This is a genomic window from Klebsiella sp. DY2415, from assembly GCF_026314315.1.
Lineage (GTDB): Bacteria > Pseudomonadota > Gammaproteobacteria > Enterobacterales > Enterobacteriaceae > Klebsiella > Klebsiella ornithinolytica.
In genome coordinates, this window is record NZ_CP111115.1 from 4653755 (window position 1) to 4670603 (window position 16849).

A 16849-nucleotide genomic window follows, 5' to 3' on the forward strand; every position below is an offset into this window, starting at 1 on the left:
AATCATCCGTTTTTAGTTCAGCTGAGACGTTGAGGTCCTGCGCGAATCCCTGCCACCTGGCTAATCCAGGCCGAGACAGAAAATGCAGAATGGGATGGGGTATAAGCCGCCTGGCGAACGATTACCGGCGGTTTACTCTCCTGCGTCAGCAGTGCGCTGAGCGTGTCAAGTAAAGCCAGATGCTGCGCCTGGAAGGGCGAAGACTCTTCGGCAACCGGCAGCGCTTGCGGCGCCATCGCAAATGAGAGATGACGAATAACCGTGCGGATAGCATGCTGATGCCAGTAATCGACGGTAAAATTCGGTCGACGGCTGGCGTCAAGCAGCGCCAGCTGGGAGAAATTAACTTTATTCGGGCTGTGGTTGCTGGCCGTGGTTTTCGTCGGCGAAGCCGTTTCGTGGCTGTTGCTAAGCGCAGGCAGGCCAAAGCTAGCCGCGACCATCCCCAACAGGAGATGCGGCCAGAAATACCGTCTGCCAAACTGTCGCCAGCGCGTCAGCAATCCACTCACGTACGTTACCTTTAGTTGAAGCAACCCCAGGAAATATTTTTTGCGCCCAAATACTACCATTAATACTGCACGACAGCAGCAGGAATGACGGTTGCGACAAGGCAAAAACGTTCAATAAATCAGCGAACGAACAATGAACAGCGCCGCAGAATCAGGGCAGAACCAGCAGAGGAAGGCAAAAAAAGAAAAAAGACTGGCTCCCTGGCCGGAGAGAGTACCAGGTTACCAGTCTGTTTTACTGAATGGTCAGGCTTATGCCATAACCATTGACGGTGCGCGGAATGCCAGCGGCAGTTCTGCTTCGTCTTCGAAAGTCACATACTCCCAGGCTTCCTGTTTTGCCAGAACAGCCTGCAGCAGTTTGTTATTCAACGCGTGACCTGATTTGAACGCCGTGAATGCACCGATGATATTGTGACCACACATAAACAGGTCACCGATCGCATCCAGCATTTTGTGGCGGACAAACTCATCTTCAAAGCGAAGACCGTCTTCGTTCAATACGCGATAATCGTCAACAACGATGGCACAATCGAAGCTGCCGCCCAGGCACAGGCCGCGGGACTGCAGATATTCGATATCACGCATAAAACCAAAAGTACGAGCGCGACTAATCTGGCGCATAAATGCATCAGCAGAGAAGTTCATCGCATAGCGCTGGCTGCTTGCATCAATCGCCGGGTGGTTAAAATCGATGGTAAAATCCAACGAAAAACCATTGTACGGTTTGAATTCAGCCCATTTGTCGCCATCTTCGACCCGAACGGTCTCTTTGATGCGTACAAATTTCTTGGCACAGTTCAGCTCATCGATGCCGGCATCCAGCAGCAGATAAACGAACGGCGCAGCGCTACCATCCATAATTGGAATTTCCGGCGCATCGACTTCAACAACGATGTTGTCAATGCCGAGACCTGCCAGTGCGGCATTCAGGTGCTCGACAGTCGAAATCCGCACGTCATGCTCGTTCACCAGGCAAGTACAGAGCATGGTATCACGCACAGATTTGGCATCAGCCGGAAAATCAACCGGTGGATTCAAGTCGGTGCGACGATAGATGACCCCGGTATTTGCCGGCGCAGGGCGTAACGTCAGGGTGACTTTCTTGCCGGTATGCAAACCGACGCCAGTCGCCTGAACGATACGTTTAAGAGTCCTTTGTTTGATCATCGTATAATCTCGCCAAGTTACCTATCCAACCGAAGTGTACAATACATTCGGATGGGCAGTTTAGCACAAAGAGCGCTGATGCCCAACTTCCAGCCAATTCTTAATCAGCTTGCTTACGCAGGAACGCTGGGATATCCAGATAATCCGGCTCTTTCGCAGTTTGCGGTGTATTGTCGTTCACCACCTTCGCAACCGGTTTCTGCTCTTGAGTTAACGGAGCCATACCGTGCTGCTGGTAGCGATCCATGACCGGCTGCTGAACCTGCTTGTTGGTCACCAGGGTAATTTCCGGACGCTTGTCCATACCGATACCGGTGGCCACAACGGTCACACGCAGTTCGTCGTTCATATCCGGGTCAAGGGAAGTACCGATAACCACGGTCGCATTATCCGAAGCGAAAGCACGGATAGTGTTACCCACGGTTTCGAACTCATCCAGACGCAGGTCGAAGCCGGCCGTAATGTTGACCAGAACGCCGCGCGCGCCGGACAGATCGATATCTTCCAGCAACGGAGAAGAGATAGCCATTTCAGCCGCTTCTTCCGCACGGTCTTCACCGCTCGCCACGCCGGAGCCCATCATCGCATAGCCCATTTCGGACATTACGGTACGCACATCCGCAAAGTCGACGTTCATCAGACCCGGACGGGTAATCAGTTCGGCGATACCCTGTACTGCGCCTTTCAGCACGTCGTTTGCTGCGCCGAAAGCGTCCAGCAGAGAGATACCGCGGCCGAGAACTTTCAGCAGCTTGTCGTTCGGAATGGTGATCAGCGAGTCCACATGCTTGGACAGCTCGGTGATCCCCTGCTCGGCGAACGCCATGCGCTTTTTGCCTTCAAAATTAAACGGTTTAGTGACCACCGCAACGGTCAGGATGCCCAGATCCTTCGCCACTTCAGCGACGACTGGCGCTGCACCGGTACCGGTACCGCCACCCATACCTGCCGCGATAAACACCATGTCTGCACCATCAAGAGCAGCACGCAGCGCTTCACGGTCTTCATCAGCCGCATTGCGACCGACTTCCGGGTTTGCACCGGCACCCAGACCTTTGGTAATACCGCTACCGATCTGAATGGTCTGGCCAACAGCCGTTTTACGCAGCGCCTGCGCGTCGGTGTTCACCGCAAAGAATTCAACACCTTCGATACGCTCGCGCACCATGTGCTCGACGGCATTGCCACCGCCGCCACCGACGCCGATGACTTTAATCACCGCGTCGTTGGTCAGTTCCATAGGTTCAAACATAGTTTCTCTCCGTTTTGTGCCTGTCGCCTGAGAACGCTAATTTTCTGCGTTCTCTTAAAAAATTAAAACTCTTTTCGCAGCCAGCTATTAAGTCGCTTAATCCACGAGCCAACTGATGCAGTTACGCGTTTTTCCACTTCTGCTTCACCACTGAGATGCGATTCCTTCCCGTAGTGCAGCAACCCAACCGCCGTCGAATAATACGGCTCCTGGGCATAATCCGTTAAACCGGTAATATTCAGCGGCGCGCCAATACGAACCTGCGTATGGAACACGCGCTGAGCACAGGCGGCAAGGCCTTCAATTTGCGCGGCGCCGCCCGTTAAAACAATCCCTGCCGCCAGATGGTGCTTCACCCCTTGCTGGCGCAGTTGCTCTTGCAGTTGCAGAATCTCTTCATTCACCAGGTTGAGCAGCTCGGTATAACGCGGCTCAATCACCTCTGCCAGCGTCTGGCGCTGCAGACTACGCGGCGGACGCCCGCCCACGCTCGGTACTTCGACGTTTTCGTCTTTACCGACAATGGAACCCAGCGCACAACCGTGGCGAACTTTAATCGCTTCGGCATCGCTCGGCGGCGTTCCGAAAGCGTAGGCGATGTCGCTGGTGACCACGTTGCCCGCGTACGGGATCACTTTGGTATGGCGCAGCGCGCCGCCGGTATACACGGCGATATCCATTGTACCACCGCCGATGTCCACGACGCAGACACCCAGCTCACGTTCATCTTCCGTCAACACGGAATAACTGGCCGCTAAACCGGCGAAAATGAGTTGGTCCACTTTCAGACCGCAACGTTCCACCGCTTTAACAATATTTTTCGCCATATCGTTATGGCAGGTAATCAGATGGACTTTTGCCTGCATACGTACGCCGGACAGACCGACCGGGTTTTTAATCCCTTCCTGGTAGTCGATAGCGTATTCCTGCGGGATAACGTGCAGAACACGATGCTCATCGCGTACGCGGACCGATTTCGCGGTATGCACCACGTTCTCAACGTCGTCCAACGTGACTTCTTCTTCTGAAATCGGCACCATGCCAATTTCATTTTGACAGCTAATATGTTTACCTGAAAGCGCCAGATACACTGACGAAATCTGGCAATCCGCCATCAGCTCGGCCTGATCAATGGCGCGCTGAACGCATTTCACCACGGATTCCAGGTCGTTAACCCCGCCTTTATCCATACCACGCGATGGGCAGCTGCCCACGCCAATGATATTGACCACGCCGTCGGGCAGAACTTCCCCTACTAAAGCGGCAACCTTCGCGGTGCCAATCTCCAGTCCAACTACCAGTTTTCTGTCCGTCGCCTTGATCATTGTTGTTCTGCCTGTGCCTGATTCTGTTGTTGATTAGTTTCCTCTGCGGGAGCAGGTACCCAACCTACCGCCGCGCCCGAGTCATAACGCAAATCAACGTAGCTTATCCGTTTGCCGTCGGTCTGCGCTTGCTGCTGTAGAACCGGGTAGAGTTCCATAAAGCGCTGAAGCCGTTTCATGGTATCGCCTCGGCCAAGGTTGAGCTTAATATCGTTATTCAGCGTCAACTGCCAGGAACGACGAGCGGTCATCGCCGCCACTTTCAACGTGAACTTATCCTTTGCCAGCACCTGCCCCATGTCGCGATACCCCTGCAACACTTCGTTCTCACTGCCTTCCGGGCCATACAACATCGGTAAATTCTGCTTATTGGTCCGATCCGCCGGGACGCTGAAGGAATTCCCTTCTACGTCGACCATATGTTGATCATTCCAACGCGCAATCGGCACATATTCAACCAGATGAATCTTCAATTCGTCCGGCCACTGCTTTCTGACGCTCGCCTGCTTAATCCACGGCAGGCGCTCAATCTGACTCTGGATGATGTTGACATCCTGCGTCATGAAGGTCCCCGGGGAACCCAGCGCCAGAATTGCCTGGCGGATATCATCGTTACGCGTGTAGTGACGCTCACCGGTAACAACCATCCTGGACAGAGGCAAACGCTGTGCATCCTCCATCCAGCCCAGAACCATCCACCCGCTGACCAACACGGTACATAGCACCGTCAGCAGGAAGACAATCCCGGCCAGACGAGTTCCATTACTCCGACGCGAAGAAGAGGCTTCCTCTTCTTCGTGGTTCCGCGTATTCAGCGCAGCCTGCGACATATCACCCCGCCAGGTCCAGAATTCGAACAACAAGCTGCGAGAAGCTCATCCCGGCCTGACGCGCCGCCATCGGCACCAGGCTGTGGCTGGTCATGCCAGGGGAAGTATTTGCTTCCAGCAAATAAAACTGGCCATCGCTGTCCAGCATCACATCAATACGCCCCCAACCTTTACAACCGAGAACATTCCAGGCTTTAACTACCAGGGCCTGAATTTCTGACTCGCGGGCAGGATCTTCACAACCTGGGCAGAAATATTGCGTCTCATCAGAGAGATACTTCGCCTCATAATCATAGAAGGTTCCAGCCACCTGGATACGAATTGACGGTAAAATTTCTTCACCGACGATAGCGACGGTGAATTCAGGCCCACTAAGCCATTTCTCAATCAGAACATCTTCATCATGCTGAAAAGCCAGCGCCAATGCATTATGTAATGCACAACTTTCGCTGACTTTCGACATGCCGACGCTCGAGCCTTCGCAAGCCGGTTTAACAATCAGCGGCAGACCCAGTGCGGCAATCTGCTGTTCAACTTCAGCAGACAGGCCAGCATTGAACTGCGCACGCGTCAGCGCGACCCATGGAGCGACCGGTAATCCCGCGCCCTGCCACAACAATTTGCTGCGAACTTTGTCCATGGAAATCGCCGACGCCATCACGCCGCTGCCGGTGTAAGGCAGCTGAATCAGCTCCAGCAGCCCCTGCAACGTCCCATCTTCGCCACCGCGACCATGCAACGCAATAAACGCTTTCTTAAAGCCCAGCGCTTTCAACCGGGTAACATCCACGTCGCGCGGATCGACAGGGTGCGCATCCACGCCAGCTTCACGCAGGCCCGCCAGTACCGCAGTCCCTGAATTGAGCGACACTTCGCGCTCAGCAGAGGTACCGCCGAAAAGAACCGCGATTTTATCAGCCATGGCGCTCCTCCTCCGCTTTTTGCGGCACGAGTTTGATTTCAGCCAGGTGGCGTGCGATTTTTCCTATGTTTCCCGCGCCCTGCACCAGGATCAGGTCATTCCCGGTCAGCACCGATGCCAGCATCTGTGCCGCCTGGGCCGGATCGGAAAGCAGAATCGGATCCACCTTGCCGCGACCGCGAATCGTACGGCACAGCGAACGGCTGTCGGCGCCAGGAATCGGCGCTTCACCGGCGGAATAAACGTCCAGCATCAGCAGGGCATCAACCTGAGTCAGCACGTTAGCGAAATCGTCATACAGATCGCGCGTACGCGTAAAACGGTGCGGCTGGAATAACATCACCAGATTTTTATCCGGCCAGCCGGCGCGCGCCGCTTTGATCGTGGCATCCACTTCAGTCGGGTGATGACCATAGTCATCGATCAGCATCGCGCTGCCGCTTTTGCCATTGACCTCAGCCAACGGATATTCACCGAGAAAATCAAAGCGACGGCCGGTTCCCTGGAAACTTTCCAGCGCCCGCAGGATCGCGCTGTCATCAATTCCCTCTTCCGTCGCGACCGCAACCGCCGCCGCCGCGTTCAGCGCGTTATGGCGACCGGGCGCATTCAGCGTCACCTGAAGCACTTCTTTATCCTGACGAACCAGGCGGAAGTGGCCCTGGGCGCCGACCTGACGATAATCTTCTACGCGCACGTCGGCATCTTCGCTAAAACCGTAGGTGGTGATCTGACGGCCAACGCGCGGCAGCAGTTCACGAATCACCGGATCATCGACACACATCACCGCGCGACCATAGAACGGCAGGTTGTGCAGAAAGTTAATAAAGGTCTGCTTCAGATTTTCAAAGTCGCCATGATAGGTATCCATGTGATCGGCTTCGATATTGGTCACAATCGCGACCATCGGCTGCAGATGCAGGAACGACGCATCGCTCTCATCCGCTTCCGCAATCAGATAGCGGCTATGGCCGAGGCGGGCGTGAACGCCTGCTGCTTTAACCAGTCCACCGTTGACAAAGGTGGGGTCAAGACCTGCTTCCGCGTAAATACTGGAAACCATTGCCGTGGTCGTGGTTTTACCGTGAGTGCCGGCAATCGCAATGCCATGACGAAAACGCATCAGCTCTGCCAGCATTTCCGCGCGGCGAATGACCGGAATACGCGCTTCATGCGCGGCAACAATCTCCGGGTTTTCCGCAGAGATTGCGCTGGAAACGACAACCACGCTCGCATCGCGAACGTTTTCCGGGCGATGGTTGAAATAGATCGTGGCGCCAAGTTGCGACAGCTGTTGCGTAACCGGATTCGGCGCCAGGTCGGAACCGCTAATCTGGTAGCCTTCGTTAGCCAGAACTTCGGCAATACCGCCCATACCGGCACCACCGATGCCAACAAAGTGAATATGCCGGACGCGACGCATCTCGGGCACTATGGAACGCAGTTTCGCCAGATCTTGTGTATTCATTCTTTACGCCATCAACTTCTTTATACGGGCGGTGAGATTCACCGCGATTAGCGCGCCAGTGCTGCAGCGCTCACTTCTTCTGCTACCCGTTCGGTAGCATCCGGAATCGAGGCTCTGCGCGCTCGTTCCGCCATATCCAGCAGCGTTTCCCGATCCCAGCCAGCCAGCGTCTGCACGACGGCATCAACGGTGAACTGAGGTTGTTCGAGAATTTTCGCTGCGCCCGCTTTCTCCAGCGGCAGTGCATTCCAGTACTGCTGACGATCCTTGTGCTGAAACGGCACAAATAACGCCGGTAAACCTGCTGCGGCAATTTCACTCACCGTCAGCGCACCGGAACGACACACAACAACATCGGCCCAGGCATACGCCGCCGCCATGTCATCAATAAATTCAGTCACTTTATGCTGCGGCTGCCCGGCATCCGCGTAGGCCTGCTGCACCGTCTGCTGGCCGCCTTTCCCGCTTTGATGCCAGATAGTGACCGCCGGACCCAGTTTCCCCGCCACCTGCGGCATCGTCTGGTTCAGCACGCGAGCGCCCTGCGAGCCCCCCACCACTAGCACGCGAATCGCTCCCTGGCGCCCGACCAGACGCTGTTCCGGTAACGGCAGCGCCAGCACATCAGTACGCACCGGGTTGCCCACCACGTCAGCATGCGGAAACGCACCTGGGAACGCCTGCAGCACCTTCTTCGCGATCTTTGCCAGCCATTTGTTTGTCAGGCCAGCAATGCCGTTTTGCTCATGCAGCACCACCGGGATACCCAGCGACCAGGCCGCCAGGCCGCCAGGGCCGGAAACGTAACCGCCCATCCCCAGTACGACGTCCGGCTGGAAACGCTTCATGATCTCCCGCGCCTGACGCCAGGCGTTGAAGATACGTACCGGCGCTAACAGCAGCGCTTTCAGCCCTTTACCGCGCAGGCCGGATATACGGATAAAATCAATCTCAATGCCGTGTTTCGGCACTAAATCCGCTTCCATACGATCGGCGGTGCCGAGCCAGCGAACCTGCCAGCCCTGGTCCATTAAATGGTGCGCGACCGCCAGCCCAGGGAACACATGCCCACCGGTACCGCCCGCCATCACCATTAACCGCTTTTCCTGACCGCTCATCGAACACCCCGTGTAAACGCCTGGGCTTTTTCCAGACGCGTTTCATAATCAATTCGCAACAGCAACATGATGGCCGTCGACATAATCAGCAAACTGGAACCGCCGTAACTGATAAGCGGCAGCGTCAGGCCTTTAGTGGGTAGCATGCCTGCCGCCGCCCCGACGTTAACCAGCGCCTGGAAGCTAAACCAGATTCCAATGGCGCAGGCCAGGAAGCCGGAAAAGCGATGATCAATCTCCAGCGCCTTACGCCCAATCGACATGGCGCGAAAGGCGACGAAGAATACCATTAATAGGGCCAGTACCACACCGATATAACCGAGTTCTTCGCCGATAATGGCGAAGATGAAATCGGTATGCGCTTCCGGTAAATACTCCAGTTTCTGTACCGAGTTGCCTAAGCCCTGCCCCCACATTTCACCGCGGCCGAAAGCCATCAGCGACTGAGTCAGCTGGTAACCACTGCCAAACGGGTCTTCCCACGGGTTCCAGAAAGAGGTTACGCGGCGAATACGATACGGTTCGGCAAGGATCAGCAGCACCACCGCCGAAATCCCCATGCCGATAATGGCGATGAACTGCCACAGCTTGGCGCCGCCGAGAAACAGCATCGCCAGGGTGGTGACGAACAACACCACTACCGTACCGAGGTCCGGCTGCGCCAGCAGCAGAATCGCCAGCACGAAAATGACGCCCATCGGCTTTAAGAAGCCGCGCAGGTTATTCCGCACCTCATCGCCTTTACGCACCAGGTAGTTGGCGATGTAGCAGAACAGCGACAGCTTGGTAAACTCCGCAGGCTGAATACGCAGCGGACCCAATGCAATCCAGCGCGATGCCCCGTTTACCGAGCTACCGACGACCAGGACGATCAGCAACATAACGATCGAAGCAATCAACATCGCCGTACTGTGCCGCTGCCAGAACTCCATCGGCAGACGCAGCGTCACGAGAGCCAGGCCCAGCGCCAGAAGAATGTATAACCCGTCGCGCTTGGCGAACAAGAAAGGATCGTTAGCCAGGCGCTGCCCTACCGGCATAGAAGCCGAGGTCACCATAATGAAACCCACGGCGGCCAGGCCAAGCGTCAACCACAACAGCATCCGGTCATACATCACCAGGCTATCGTTATCTTTCTGCCGCGAGCCCATCACCCAGCCTTTCAGCGCCGCAAACAGCCAGGCGAAGATAAACATCCCCGGCAGGCGCGGCAGTCTCCACTGAGGCATTTTCAGGCGCGGGAGGGATAAACGCATCAACCTAACTCCTTCGCCAGGCGGGCAAAGACATCGCCCCGTTGTTCGAAACTCTTAAACTGATCGAGGCTGGCACAAGCTGGCGATAACAGCACCATATCGCCCGACTTCAGCAGCGGGGCAATCTGGCGCATCGCCTCTTCCATCGTCCCGGTTTGCGTCGCCACTTCCGGACGCAGTGCCGCCAGCTGCTCGCCATCGCGACCGAAGCAGTACAGGCGGATATTGTCGCCCGCCAGATAACGCTTCAGCGGCGTGAAATCAGCGGATTTCCCATCGCCACCCAGCAGCAGATACAGAGTACCGTCCAGATGCAGCCCGTTCAGCGCCGCTTCGGTACTGCCGACGTTGGTGGCTTTGGAATCGTTGATCCAACGCACGCCGTTATGATCCAGCACCAGCTGAAAACGATGTGCCAGGCCGGTAAAGGTGGTCAGCGCCTTGAGACTGCTGGCCCGCGGCAGACCGGCGGCATCAGCCAGCGCCAATGCCGCCAGCGCGTTGCTGTAGTTGTGCTGCCCGGTGATGTGCATCTCTTTGACGTTCAGGATCTTCTCACCTTTCACCCGCAGCCAGGTTTCTCCCTGCTGGCGGTTAAGGTGATAGTCGCCGACATCAACGCCGAAGCTGATGCAGCGCTCATCGGCGCCGCGTACCGGCATCGTCAGCCCATCATCGGCATTCACGATGCAGGTTTTCGCATTTTCATACACCCGCAGTTTGGCCGCACGATACTGCTGCAGGCCCAGCGGATAGCGGTCCATATGATCCTCGGTCACATTGAGGATCGTCGCGGCCACCGCCCGCAGACTGGAGGTAGTTTCCAGCTGGAAGCTGGAGAGTTCCAGAACGTACAGTTCGCGGTCCGCATCGAGTAACATCAGGGCCGGCAGGCCGATATTGCCGCCGACGCCAACATTCATGCCGGCCGCTTTTGCCATCTCGCCTACCAGCGTCGTCACGGTGCTTTTCCCGTTAGAACCGGTAATAGCGATAACCGGCGCCTGCGCTTCGCGGCAGAACAGCTCAATGTCACCGACGATTTCCACGCCGGCATCCGCTGCCGCGCTCAGCGCAGGGTGCGCCAGCGCGATACCAGGGCTTGCCACAATCAGATCCGCTGCCAGCAGCCAGTCTTCATTCAGGCCCCCCACGTAGCGTTCCACTTCTTCCGGCAGCTTCTCCAGCCCGGAAGGCGCGACGCGGGTATCCATCACGCGCGGCGTCACGCCGCGCGCCATGAAAAAGTCCACGCAAGACAGCCCGGTCATTCCCAGGCCAATAATGACGACTTTTTTACCCTGATAATCTGCCATGATTAACGTACCTTCAGCGTCGCCAGGCCAATCAGCACCAGCATCAGCGAAATAATCCAGAAGCGCACGATAACGCGCGGCTCCGGCCAGCCCTTCAGTTCATAGTGGTGGTGAATCGGCGCCATACGGAAGATGCGCTGACCGCGCAGCTTGAAGGAACCGACCTGCAAAATAACCGACAGAGTCTCCACCACGAATACGCCACCCATAATCACCAGCAGGAACTCCTGACGCAGCAGCACGGCAATGATGCCCAGCGCGCCGCCGAGAGCCAGGGAACCGACATCGCCCATAAAGACCTGCGCCGGATAGGTGTTGAACCACAGAAAACCGAGACCCGCGCCCACGATCGCCGTACAGACGATGACCAGTTCCCCGGCGTGGCGCAGATAAGGGATATGCAGATAGTTGGCAAAGTTCATGTTACCCGTTGCCCATGCCACCAGCGCGAAGCCCGCCGCCACAAATACGGTCGGCATAATCGCCAGGCCATCAAGACCATCGGTCAGGTTGACCGCATTGCCGGTACCGACAATCACGAAGTAGGCCAGCAGAATGTACAAGAGCCCCAGCTGAGGCATGATGTCTTTAAAGAACGGTACAACCAGCTGGGTCGCTGGCGTATCTTTACCGGCCATATACAGCGCAAACGCAACGCCCAGCGCAATCACCGACATCCAGAAGTACTTCCAGCGGGCGATCAACCCTTTGGTGTCTTTACGCACGACCTTACGGTAGTCATCGACGAAACCGATGATGCCGTAGCCTATCAGCACGGTCAGCACACACCATACGTACGGGTTGGACGGATAGGCCCACAGCAGGACAGAGACCACAATGGCGGTCAGGATCATAATCCCGCCCATGGTTGGGGTGCCTTTCTTGCTGAAATGCGATTCCGGGCCGTCGCTACGTACGACCTGACCGAAGGAGAGTTTTTGCAGACGGGCGATCATGCGCGGGCCCATCCACAAAGAGATGAACAGCGCGGTCAGCAGGCTGACGATGGCGCGAAACGTCAGATAGGAAAAGACGTTAAAGCCGGAATAATATTTGACCAGATGTTCGGCCAGCCATACTAACATGTTCCATTCTCCTGTAATGCGCGTACTACCTCTTCCATGGCGGCACTACGTGAACCCTTCACTAAAATGGTGATGATCTTGTGTTCCGCCGTCAGCTCGCGTAGTCGGGCCACCAGCGATGCTTTATCGCTGAGATGCTCGCCCACGCCGCTGGCGCGGCTAATTTCTGCGCTCAGCACGCCGGTGCTGAGTACCCGATCAAGCCCTGCCGCTTTTGCCGCTTCGCCAACCTGACGATGGCATGCCTCGCTTTCCGTACCCAGCTCGGCCATATCACCCACGACCAGCACCCGGTAGCCCGGCATCTCGGACAGCACCTGCACTGCGGCAGTCATTGAACCGACGTTGGCATTGTAGGAATCATCAAGCAGCAGCTGGTTTTCGGCGAGCGTAATGGGAAACAGCCGTCCCGGCACCGCTTTCAGCTGCGCCAGACCGGCTTTCACCGCATTTAAGTCGGCGCCCACCGCCATCGCCAGCGAGGCAGCAGCCAGCGCGTTGGCGATATTGTGGCGACCCGGCAGCGGCAGCAGAACATCCACGCTTCCCATCGGGGTTTGCAGCGTAAATTCTGTCCCGTGGCTGGTAATATGAATCTGGCTAGCCGCAAAATCGCTGTTGGCCGCATTCGGCGAGAAACGCCATACCTTGCGTGCGCCAATCACGCTTTGCCAGTTCAGCCAGTCGTTATTGTCAGCATTCAGGATGGCAATGCCATTTTCCGGCAGACCGGTAAATATTTCGCCCTTCGCTTTCGCCACGCCCGCCAGGGAGCCGAAGCCTTCAAGGTGAGCGGCGGCCAGATTGTTGACCAGGGCAGCTTCCGGGCGCGTCAGGCTGACGGTCCAGGCAATTTCGCCCTGATGGTTAGCGCCTAATTCGATTACCGCATAGCGATGCTCTGGAGTCAGGCGCAGCAGCGTCATCGGGACGCCAATGTCATTATTCAGGTTGCCGGCGGTATAGAGCGTATTGCCGCACTGACCGAGAATCGCCGCCGTCATCTCTTTCACCGACGTTTTCCCGGAAGAGCCGGTCAGCGCCACAACGCGGGCCGGCACCTGCTGACGAACCCACGCCGCCAGCTCGCCAAAGGCCAGGCGGGTATCTTTCACCACCACCTGAGGTAAATCACACTCCAGCTGACGGCTGACCAACAGCGCGCCGGCGCCGGCTTGTTTCGCCTGCTCCGCGAAATCGTGAGCATCAAAACGCTCGCCCTTTAAGGCAACGAACAGGCAGCCTGCCGTAATCTTACGGGTATCCGACGTGACCTCATCGACGGCCAGATCGCAACCATGCAGTTCACCGCGCGTCACGTCGGCGAGCTGGCTTAACATCAAGCGAATCATGCTACCGCTCCCAGCAGACGGGCTACGGTGACGCGATCGGAGTAGTCAAGACGACGGTTGCCAACAATCTGGTAATCCTCATGACCTTTGCCAGCGACCAGTACGACATCCCCCTCGGCAGCCTGCATCACGGCGTTTGTCACCGCTTCAGCCCGGCCTTCTTTCACCTTCGCGTGTCCGGCGTCAACCATACCAGCGAGGATATCGTTGATGATGGCGCGAGGCTCTTCGGTGCGCGGGTTGTCATCGGTCACCACAACAATATCGGCAAACTCTTCGGCGATGGCGCCCATCAGCGGACGTTTGCCCTTATCGCGATCGCCGCCGCAGCCGAAGACGCACCACAGCTTGCCGTTACAATGCAGACGCGCCGCCTGGAGCGCTTTTTCCAGCGCATCCGGGGTATGGGCATAATCCACCACCACGGTCGGTTTACCCGGCGCGCTGAACACTTCCATACGGCCACAGACCGGCTGCAGACGAGCCGCGGTTTTCAGCAGCTCAGCCAGCGGATAGCCCAGGGCCAGCAGCGTAGCCAGCGCCAGAAGTAGGTTGCTGACGTTAAAGGCGCCCATCAGGCGGCTTTCAACTTCGCCCTTGCCCCAGCTGGAATCAAACTGGATGGTGGCCCCGCTATCGTGGTAGTTCACCGCCGTAGCCTTCAGCCAGCGGCCGTGACAATCCGGGTTAATACGATCTTCCATCGATACGGCAACCGCGTCCGGCAGCTTCGCCAGCCAGCGGCGGCCCACTTCATCATCGGCGTTGACGATAGCCTGTCCGCAATGATGGGTGGAATAAAGCAGCCATTTTGCCGCTTCGTAATGTTCCATATCACCGTGATAATCCAGGTGATCGCGGCTCAGGTTTGTAAAGACCGATGCGGCAAACTGCAGCGCCGCCACGCGGTGCTGAACCAGACCGTGGGAAGAGACTTCCATGGCCGCGAAGGTAGCGCCCTGCCCTGCCAGGCCTGAAAGCACGTGCTGAACATCGACTGCTGAACCGGTGGTATTTTCCGTCGGAATGACCTTGTCCAGCAGACCGTTACCAACTGTTCCCATCACCGCACTGGTTTCGCCAAGCAAGCTGGCCCACTGCGCCAGCAGCTGCGTGGTGGTGGTTTTACCGTTGGTACCGGTGACGCCAATCAGGCGCAGTTGCTCTGAAGGCTGATGGTAAAAACGCCCGGCCAGCGCGGATAAGCGCTCGTTGAGCTGGCTGAGATAAATGACCGGCACGCCGTGCATTTCACGGATTTCGCCGTCAGCAGCCTCATCTTTGGCCTCTGCAATAATGGCAGCAACACCTTGCGCTATCGCCTGCGGGATATAACGACGCCCGTCCGCCTGATGACCTAATACCGCGACAAAGAGATCGCCGGAAGCAGCCACCCGGCTGTCCAGCGTCATCTCTCGCAGAATTCGCTCCGGCGCATTTGGCACCCACGGAGCGAGAAGGTCGCGCAAATTACGATCTGCCACCTGTTCCCTCGCCTTGATTAATCACAAATTCACTTTTTTCGCCCGTTGCCAACGCATCCGGCTCGATGTTCATGGTGCGCAGTACGCCGCCCATGATGGCACCGAAGACCGGCGCGGAAACGGCGCCGCCGTAGTATTTACCCGCCTGCGGGTCGTTGATCACCACCACCAGCGCAAAACGCGGGTGGCTGGCGGGCGCAACGCCTGCGGTGTAAGCAATATATTTGTTGATGTAGCGGCCATCTGGCCCCACTTTCTTCGCCGTACCGGTTTTGATCGCAATGCGGTAGCCTTTAATGGCCGCCTTCACGCCGCCACCACCGGGCAGCGCCACGCTTTCCATCATATGCACGACGGTACGAACGAGAGGTTCCGGGAACACGCGCTCACCGGGAACCGGTGGATCAACTTTGGTAATCGACAGCGGGCGATAGATGCCATAGCTGCCGATCGTTGCATAGACTCGCGCTAACTGTAACGGCGTTACCATTAGCCCGTAGCCGAAAGAAAAGGTGGCCCTCTCTATGTCAGACCACCGTTGTTTTTGAGGATATAAGCCACTGCGTTCTCCGACCAACCCCAAATTGGTCGCTTTTCCGAGTCCAAAACGTGAGTAAGTATCTACTAACGCTGAGGACGGCATCGCTAACGCCAGTTTGGAGACACCGACGTTACTCGACTTCTGTAATACCCCGGTCAGGGTCAATTCGCTATAGCGCGCCACGTCTTTGATCTCGTGGCCGTTAATCCGGTAAGGAATGGTATTCAGCACGGTATTTTCGTTCACAATGCCGCGCTGTAGCGCCGTCATCACCACCATTGGCTTGACCGTCGAACCCGGTTCAAACACGTCGGTGATGGCGCGGTTACGCATGATGTCTTTCGCCGTACCGGAGAAATTATTCGGGTTATAAGAGGGGCTGTTCGCCATCGCCAGCACTTCGCCAGTGCTGACATCGACCAGAACCGCACTCCCCGATTCGGCTTTGTTAAACGCCACGGCATTATTCAGTTCGCGATAAACTAACGCCTGCAGACGCTCATCGATACTCAACGCCAGATTGTGCGCGGCCTGGCTGTCGGTAGAGGAGATATCTTCAATAACGCGGCCGTAGCGGTCTTTACGCACGATGCGTTCCCCGGGTTGACCGGTCAGCCATTTATCAAAGCTCTTCTCGACGCCTTCAATCCCCTGGCTATCCACGTTGGTGAAGCCAATGAGGTGAGCGGTAACTTCACCTGACGGGTAGTAACGGCGCGACTCTTCGCGCATGTGAATCCCTGGCAGCTTCAGCTTCTTGATGTAATCCGCCATATCAGGATTAACCTGACGCGCCAGATAGATAAAACGCATTCTCGGATTGGTGTTGATGCGCGATGCCAGCTGATCCAGCGGCATGTTTAACGCATCGGCCAACGCCTTCCAGCGGTTATCGAGAGTGACACCGCCGGCATCGTGCAGCTCTTTCGGATCCGCCCAGATAGCCTTCACCGGCACGCTCACCGCCAGCGGGCGGCCGGAGCGGTCGGTAATCATTCCGCGGGCGGTGGAGACTTCCTGCACGCGTAAAGAACGCATATCACCCTGACGAACCAGCATGTCCGGGCTGATCACCTGTAGCCAGGCCACGCGACCCAGCAGGAAACCCAGCGCGATTAAAATACACCCGCACAGCAACGCAAAACGCCAGCTAATAAAGCTGGCCTGTTCTTCCTGACGTTTTGGTTTTAGCGTTTTCGGCGCTGCTTTCATGCGTCG

14 protein-coding genes are annotated in these 16849 nt (G+C 56.8%); all 14 read right to left on the reverse strand.

Annotation, left to right across the window (positions count from 1 at the left end; all coding sequences use genetic code 11):
• Nucleotides 1-17 precede the first annotated feature (17 nt).
• The 14 genes from secM to OQV00_RS22170 all read right to left on the reverse strand — a co-directional run bounded on the left by secM (nucleotide 18) and on the right by OQV00_RS22170 (nucleotide 16843).
• A complete protein-coding gene (gene secM / locus OQV00_RS22105; RefSeq protein WP_015585160.1) occupies nucleotides 18-512 on the reverse strand; it encodes a secA translation cis-regulator SecM in 495 nt (164 codons plus the stop codon).
• Between the two features lie 252 nt (nucleotides 513-764).
• A complete protein-coding gene (gene lpxC, locus OQV00_RS22110; RefSeq protein ID WP_004857886.1) occupies nucleotides 765-1682 on the reverse strand; it encodes a UDP-3-O-acyl-N-acetylglucosamine deacetylase in 918 nt (305 codons plus the stop codon).
• 100 nt (nucleotides 1683-1782) lie between these two features.
• Complete coding sequence (gene ftsZ, locus OQV00_RS22115; RefSeq protein ID WP_004857884.1) at nucleotides 1783-2934, reverse strand: cell division protein FtsZ; 1152 nt, start codon at nucleotides 2932-2934, stop codon at nucleotides 1783-1785.
• A gap of 62 nt (nucleotides 2935-2996) precedes the next feature.
• Nucleotides 2997-4259, reverse strand: a complete 1263-nt coding sequence (ftsA, locus tag OQV00_RS22120; RefSeq protein ID WP_004857881.1) for a cell division protein FtsA — start codon at nucleotides 4257-4259, stop codon at nucleotides 2997-2999.
• Entirely contained in the window at nucleotides 4256-5089 is an 834-nt protein-coding gene (gene ftsQ / locus OQV00_RS22125) for a cell division protein FtsQ (protein ID WP_004857878.1), read from the reverse strand. Before ftsQ ends, ftsA begins: the two co-directional genes overlap by 4 nt.
• A gap of 1 nt (nucleotide 5090) precedes the next feature.
• The gene (locus OQV00_RS22130; protein WP_004857876.1) at nucleotides 5091-6011 is read right to left on the reverse strand and encodes a D-alanine--D-alanine ligase; all 921 of its coding nucleotides are present in this window, start codon (nucleotides 6009-6011) and stop codon (nucleotides 5091-5093) included.
• Nucleotides 6004-7479 carry a UDP-N-acetylmuramate--L-alanine ligase gene (gene murC, locus OQV00_RS22135; RefSeq protein WP_004857874.1) on the reverse strand — a complete coding sequence of 492 codons (1476 nt, stop codon included), beginning with the start codon at nucleotides 7477-7479 and terminating at the stop codon, nucleotides 6004-6006. Before murC ends, OQV00_RS22130 begins: the two co-directional genes overlap by 8 nt.
• A gap of 47 nt (nucleotides 7480-7526) precedes the next feature.
• The gene (gene murG, locus OQV00_RS22140) at nucleotides 7527-8597 is read right to left on the reverse strand and encodes an undecaprenyldiphospho-muramoylpentapeptide beta-N-acetylglucosaminyltransferase (RefSeq protein WP_015585162.1); all 1071 of its coding nucleotides are present in this window, start codon (nucleotides 8595-8597) and stop codon (nucleotides 7527-7529) included.
• Nucleotides 8594-9853: a cell division protein FtsW gene (gene ftsW / locus OQV00_RS22145; protein ID WP_004857870.1), complete on the reverse strand. Its 1260-nt coding sequence runs from the start codon at nucleotides 9851-9853 to the stop codon at nucleotides 8594-8596. The genes murG and ftsW overlap by 4 nt, the downstream gene beginning before the upstream one ends.
• Nucleotides 9853-11169 carry a UDP-N-acetylmuramoyl-L-alanine--D-glutamate ligase gene (gene murD, locus OQV00_RS22150; RefSeq protein WP_004857868.1) on the reverse strand — a complete coding sequence of 439 codons (1317 nt, stop codon included), beginning with the start codon at nucleotides 11167-11169 and terminating at the stop codon, nucleotides 9853-9855. The genes ftsW and murD overlap by 1 nt, the downstream gene beginning before the upstream one ends.
• 2 nt (nucleotides 11170-11171) lie before the next feature.
• Nucleotides 11172-12254: a phospho-N-acetylmuramoyl-pentapeptide-transferase gene (mraY, locus tag OQV00_RS22155; RefSeq protein ID WP_004857865.1), complete on the reverse strand. Its 1083-nt coding sequence runs from the start codon at nucleotides 12252-12254 to the stop codon at nucleotides 11172-11174.
• Nucleotides 12248-13606 (reverse strand): UDP-N-acetylmuramoyl-tripeptide--D-alanyl-D-alanine ligase, encoded by a 1359-nt coding sequence (murF, locus tag OQV00_RS22160; protein ID WP_065905817.1) that lies wholly within the window; start codon nucleotides 13604-13606, stop codon nucleotides 12248-12250. Before murF ends, mraY begins: the two co-directional genes overlap by 7 nt.
• On the reverse strand, nucleotides 13603-15090 hold the full coding sequence (gene murE, locus OQV00_RS22165) for a UDP-N-acetylmuramoyl-L-alanyl-D-glutamate--2,6-diaminopimelate ligase (protein WP_015585164.1): 1488 nt from the start codon (nucleotides 15088-15090) through the stop codon (nucleotides 13603-13605). Before murE ends, murF begins: the two co-directional genes overlap by 4 nt.
• Nucleotides 15077-16843, reverse strand: coding sequence for a peptidoglycan glycosyltransferase FtsI (locus OQV00_RS22170; protein ID WP_004857856.1), 1767 nt, complete (start codon nucleotides 16841-16843; stop codon nucleotides 15077-15079). Before OQV00_RS22170 ends, murE begins: the two co-directional genes overlap by 14 nt.
• Between the last annotated feature and the right edge of the window lie 6 nt (nucleotides 16844-16849).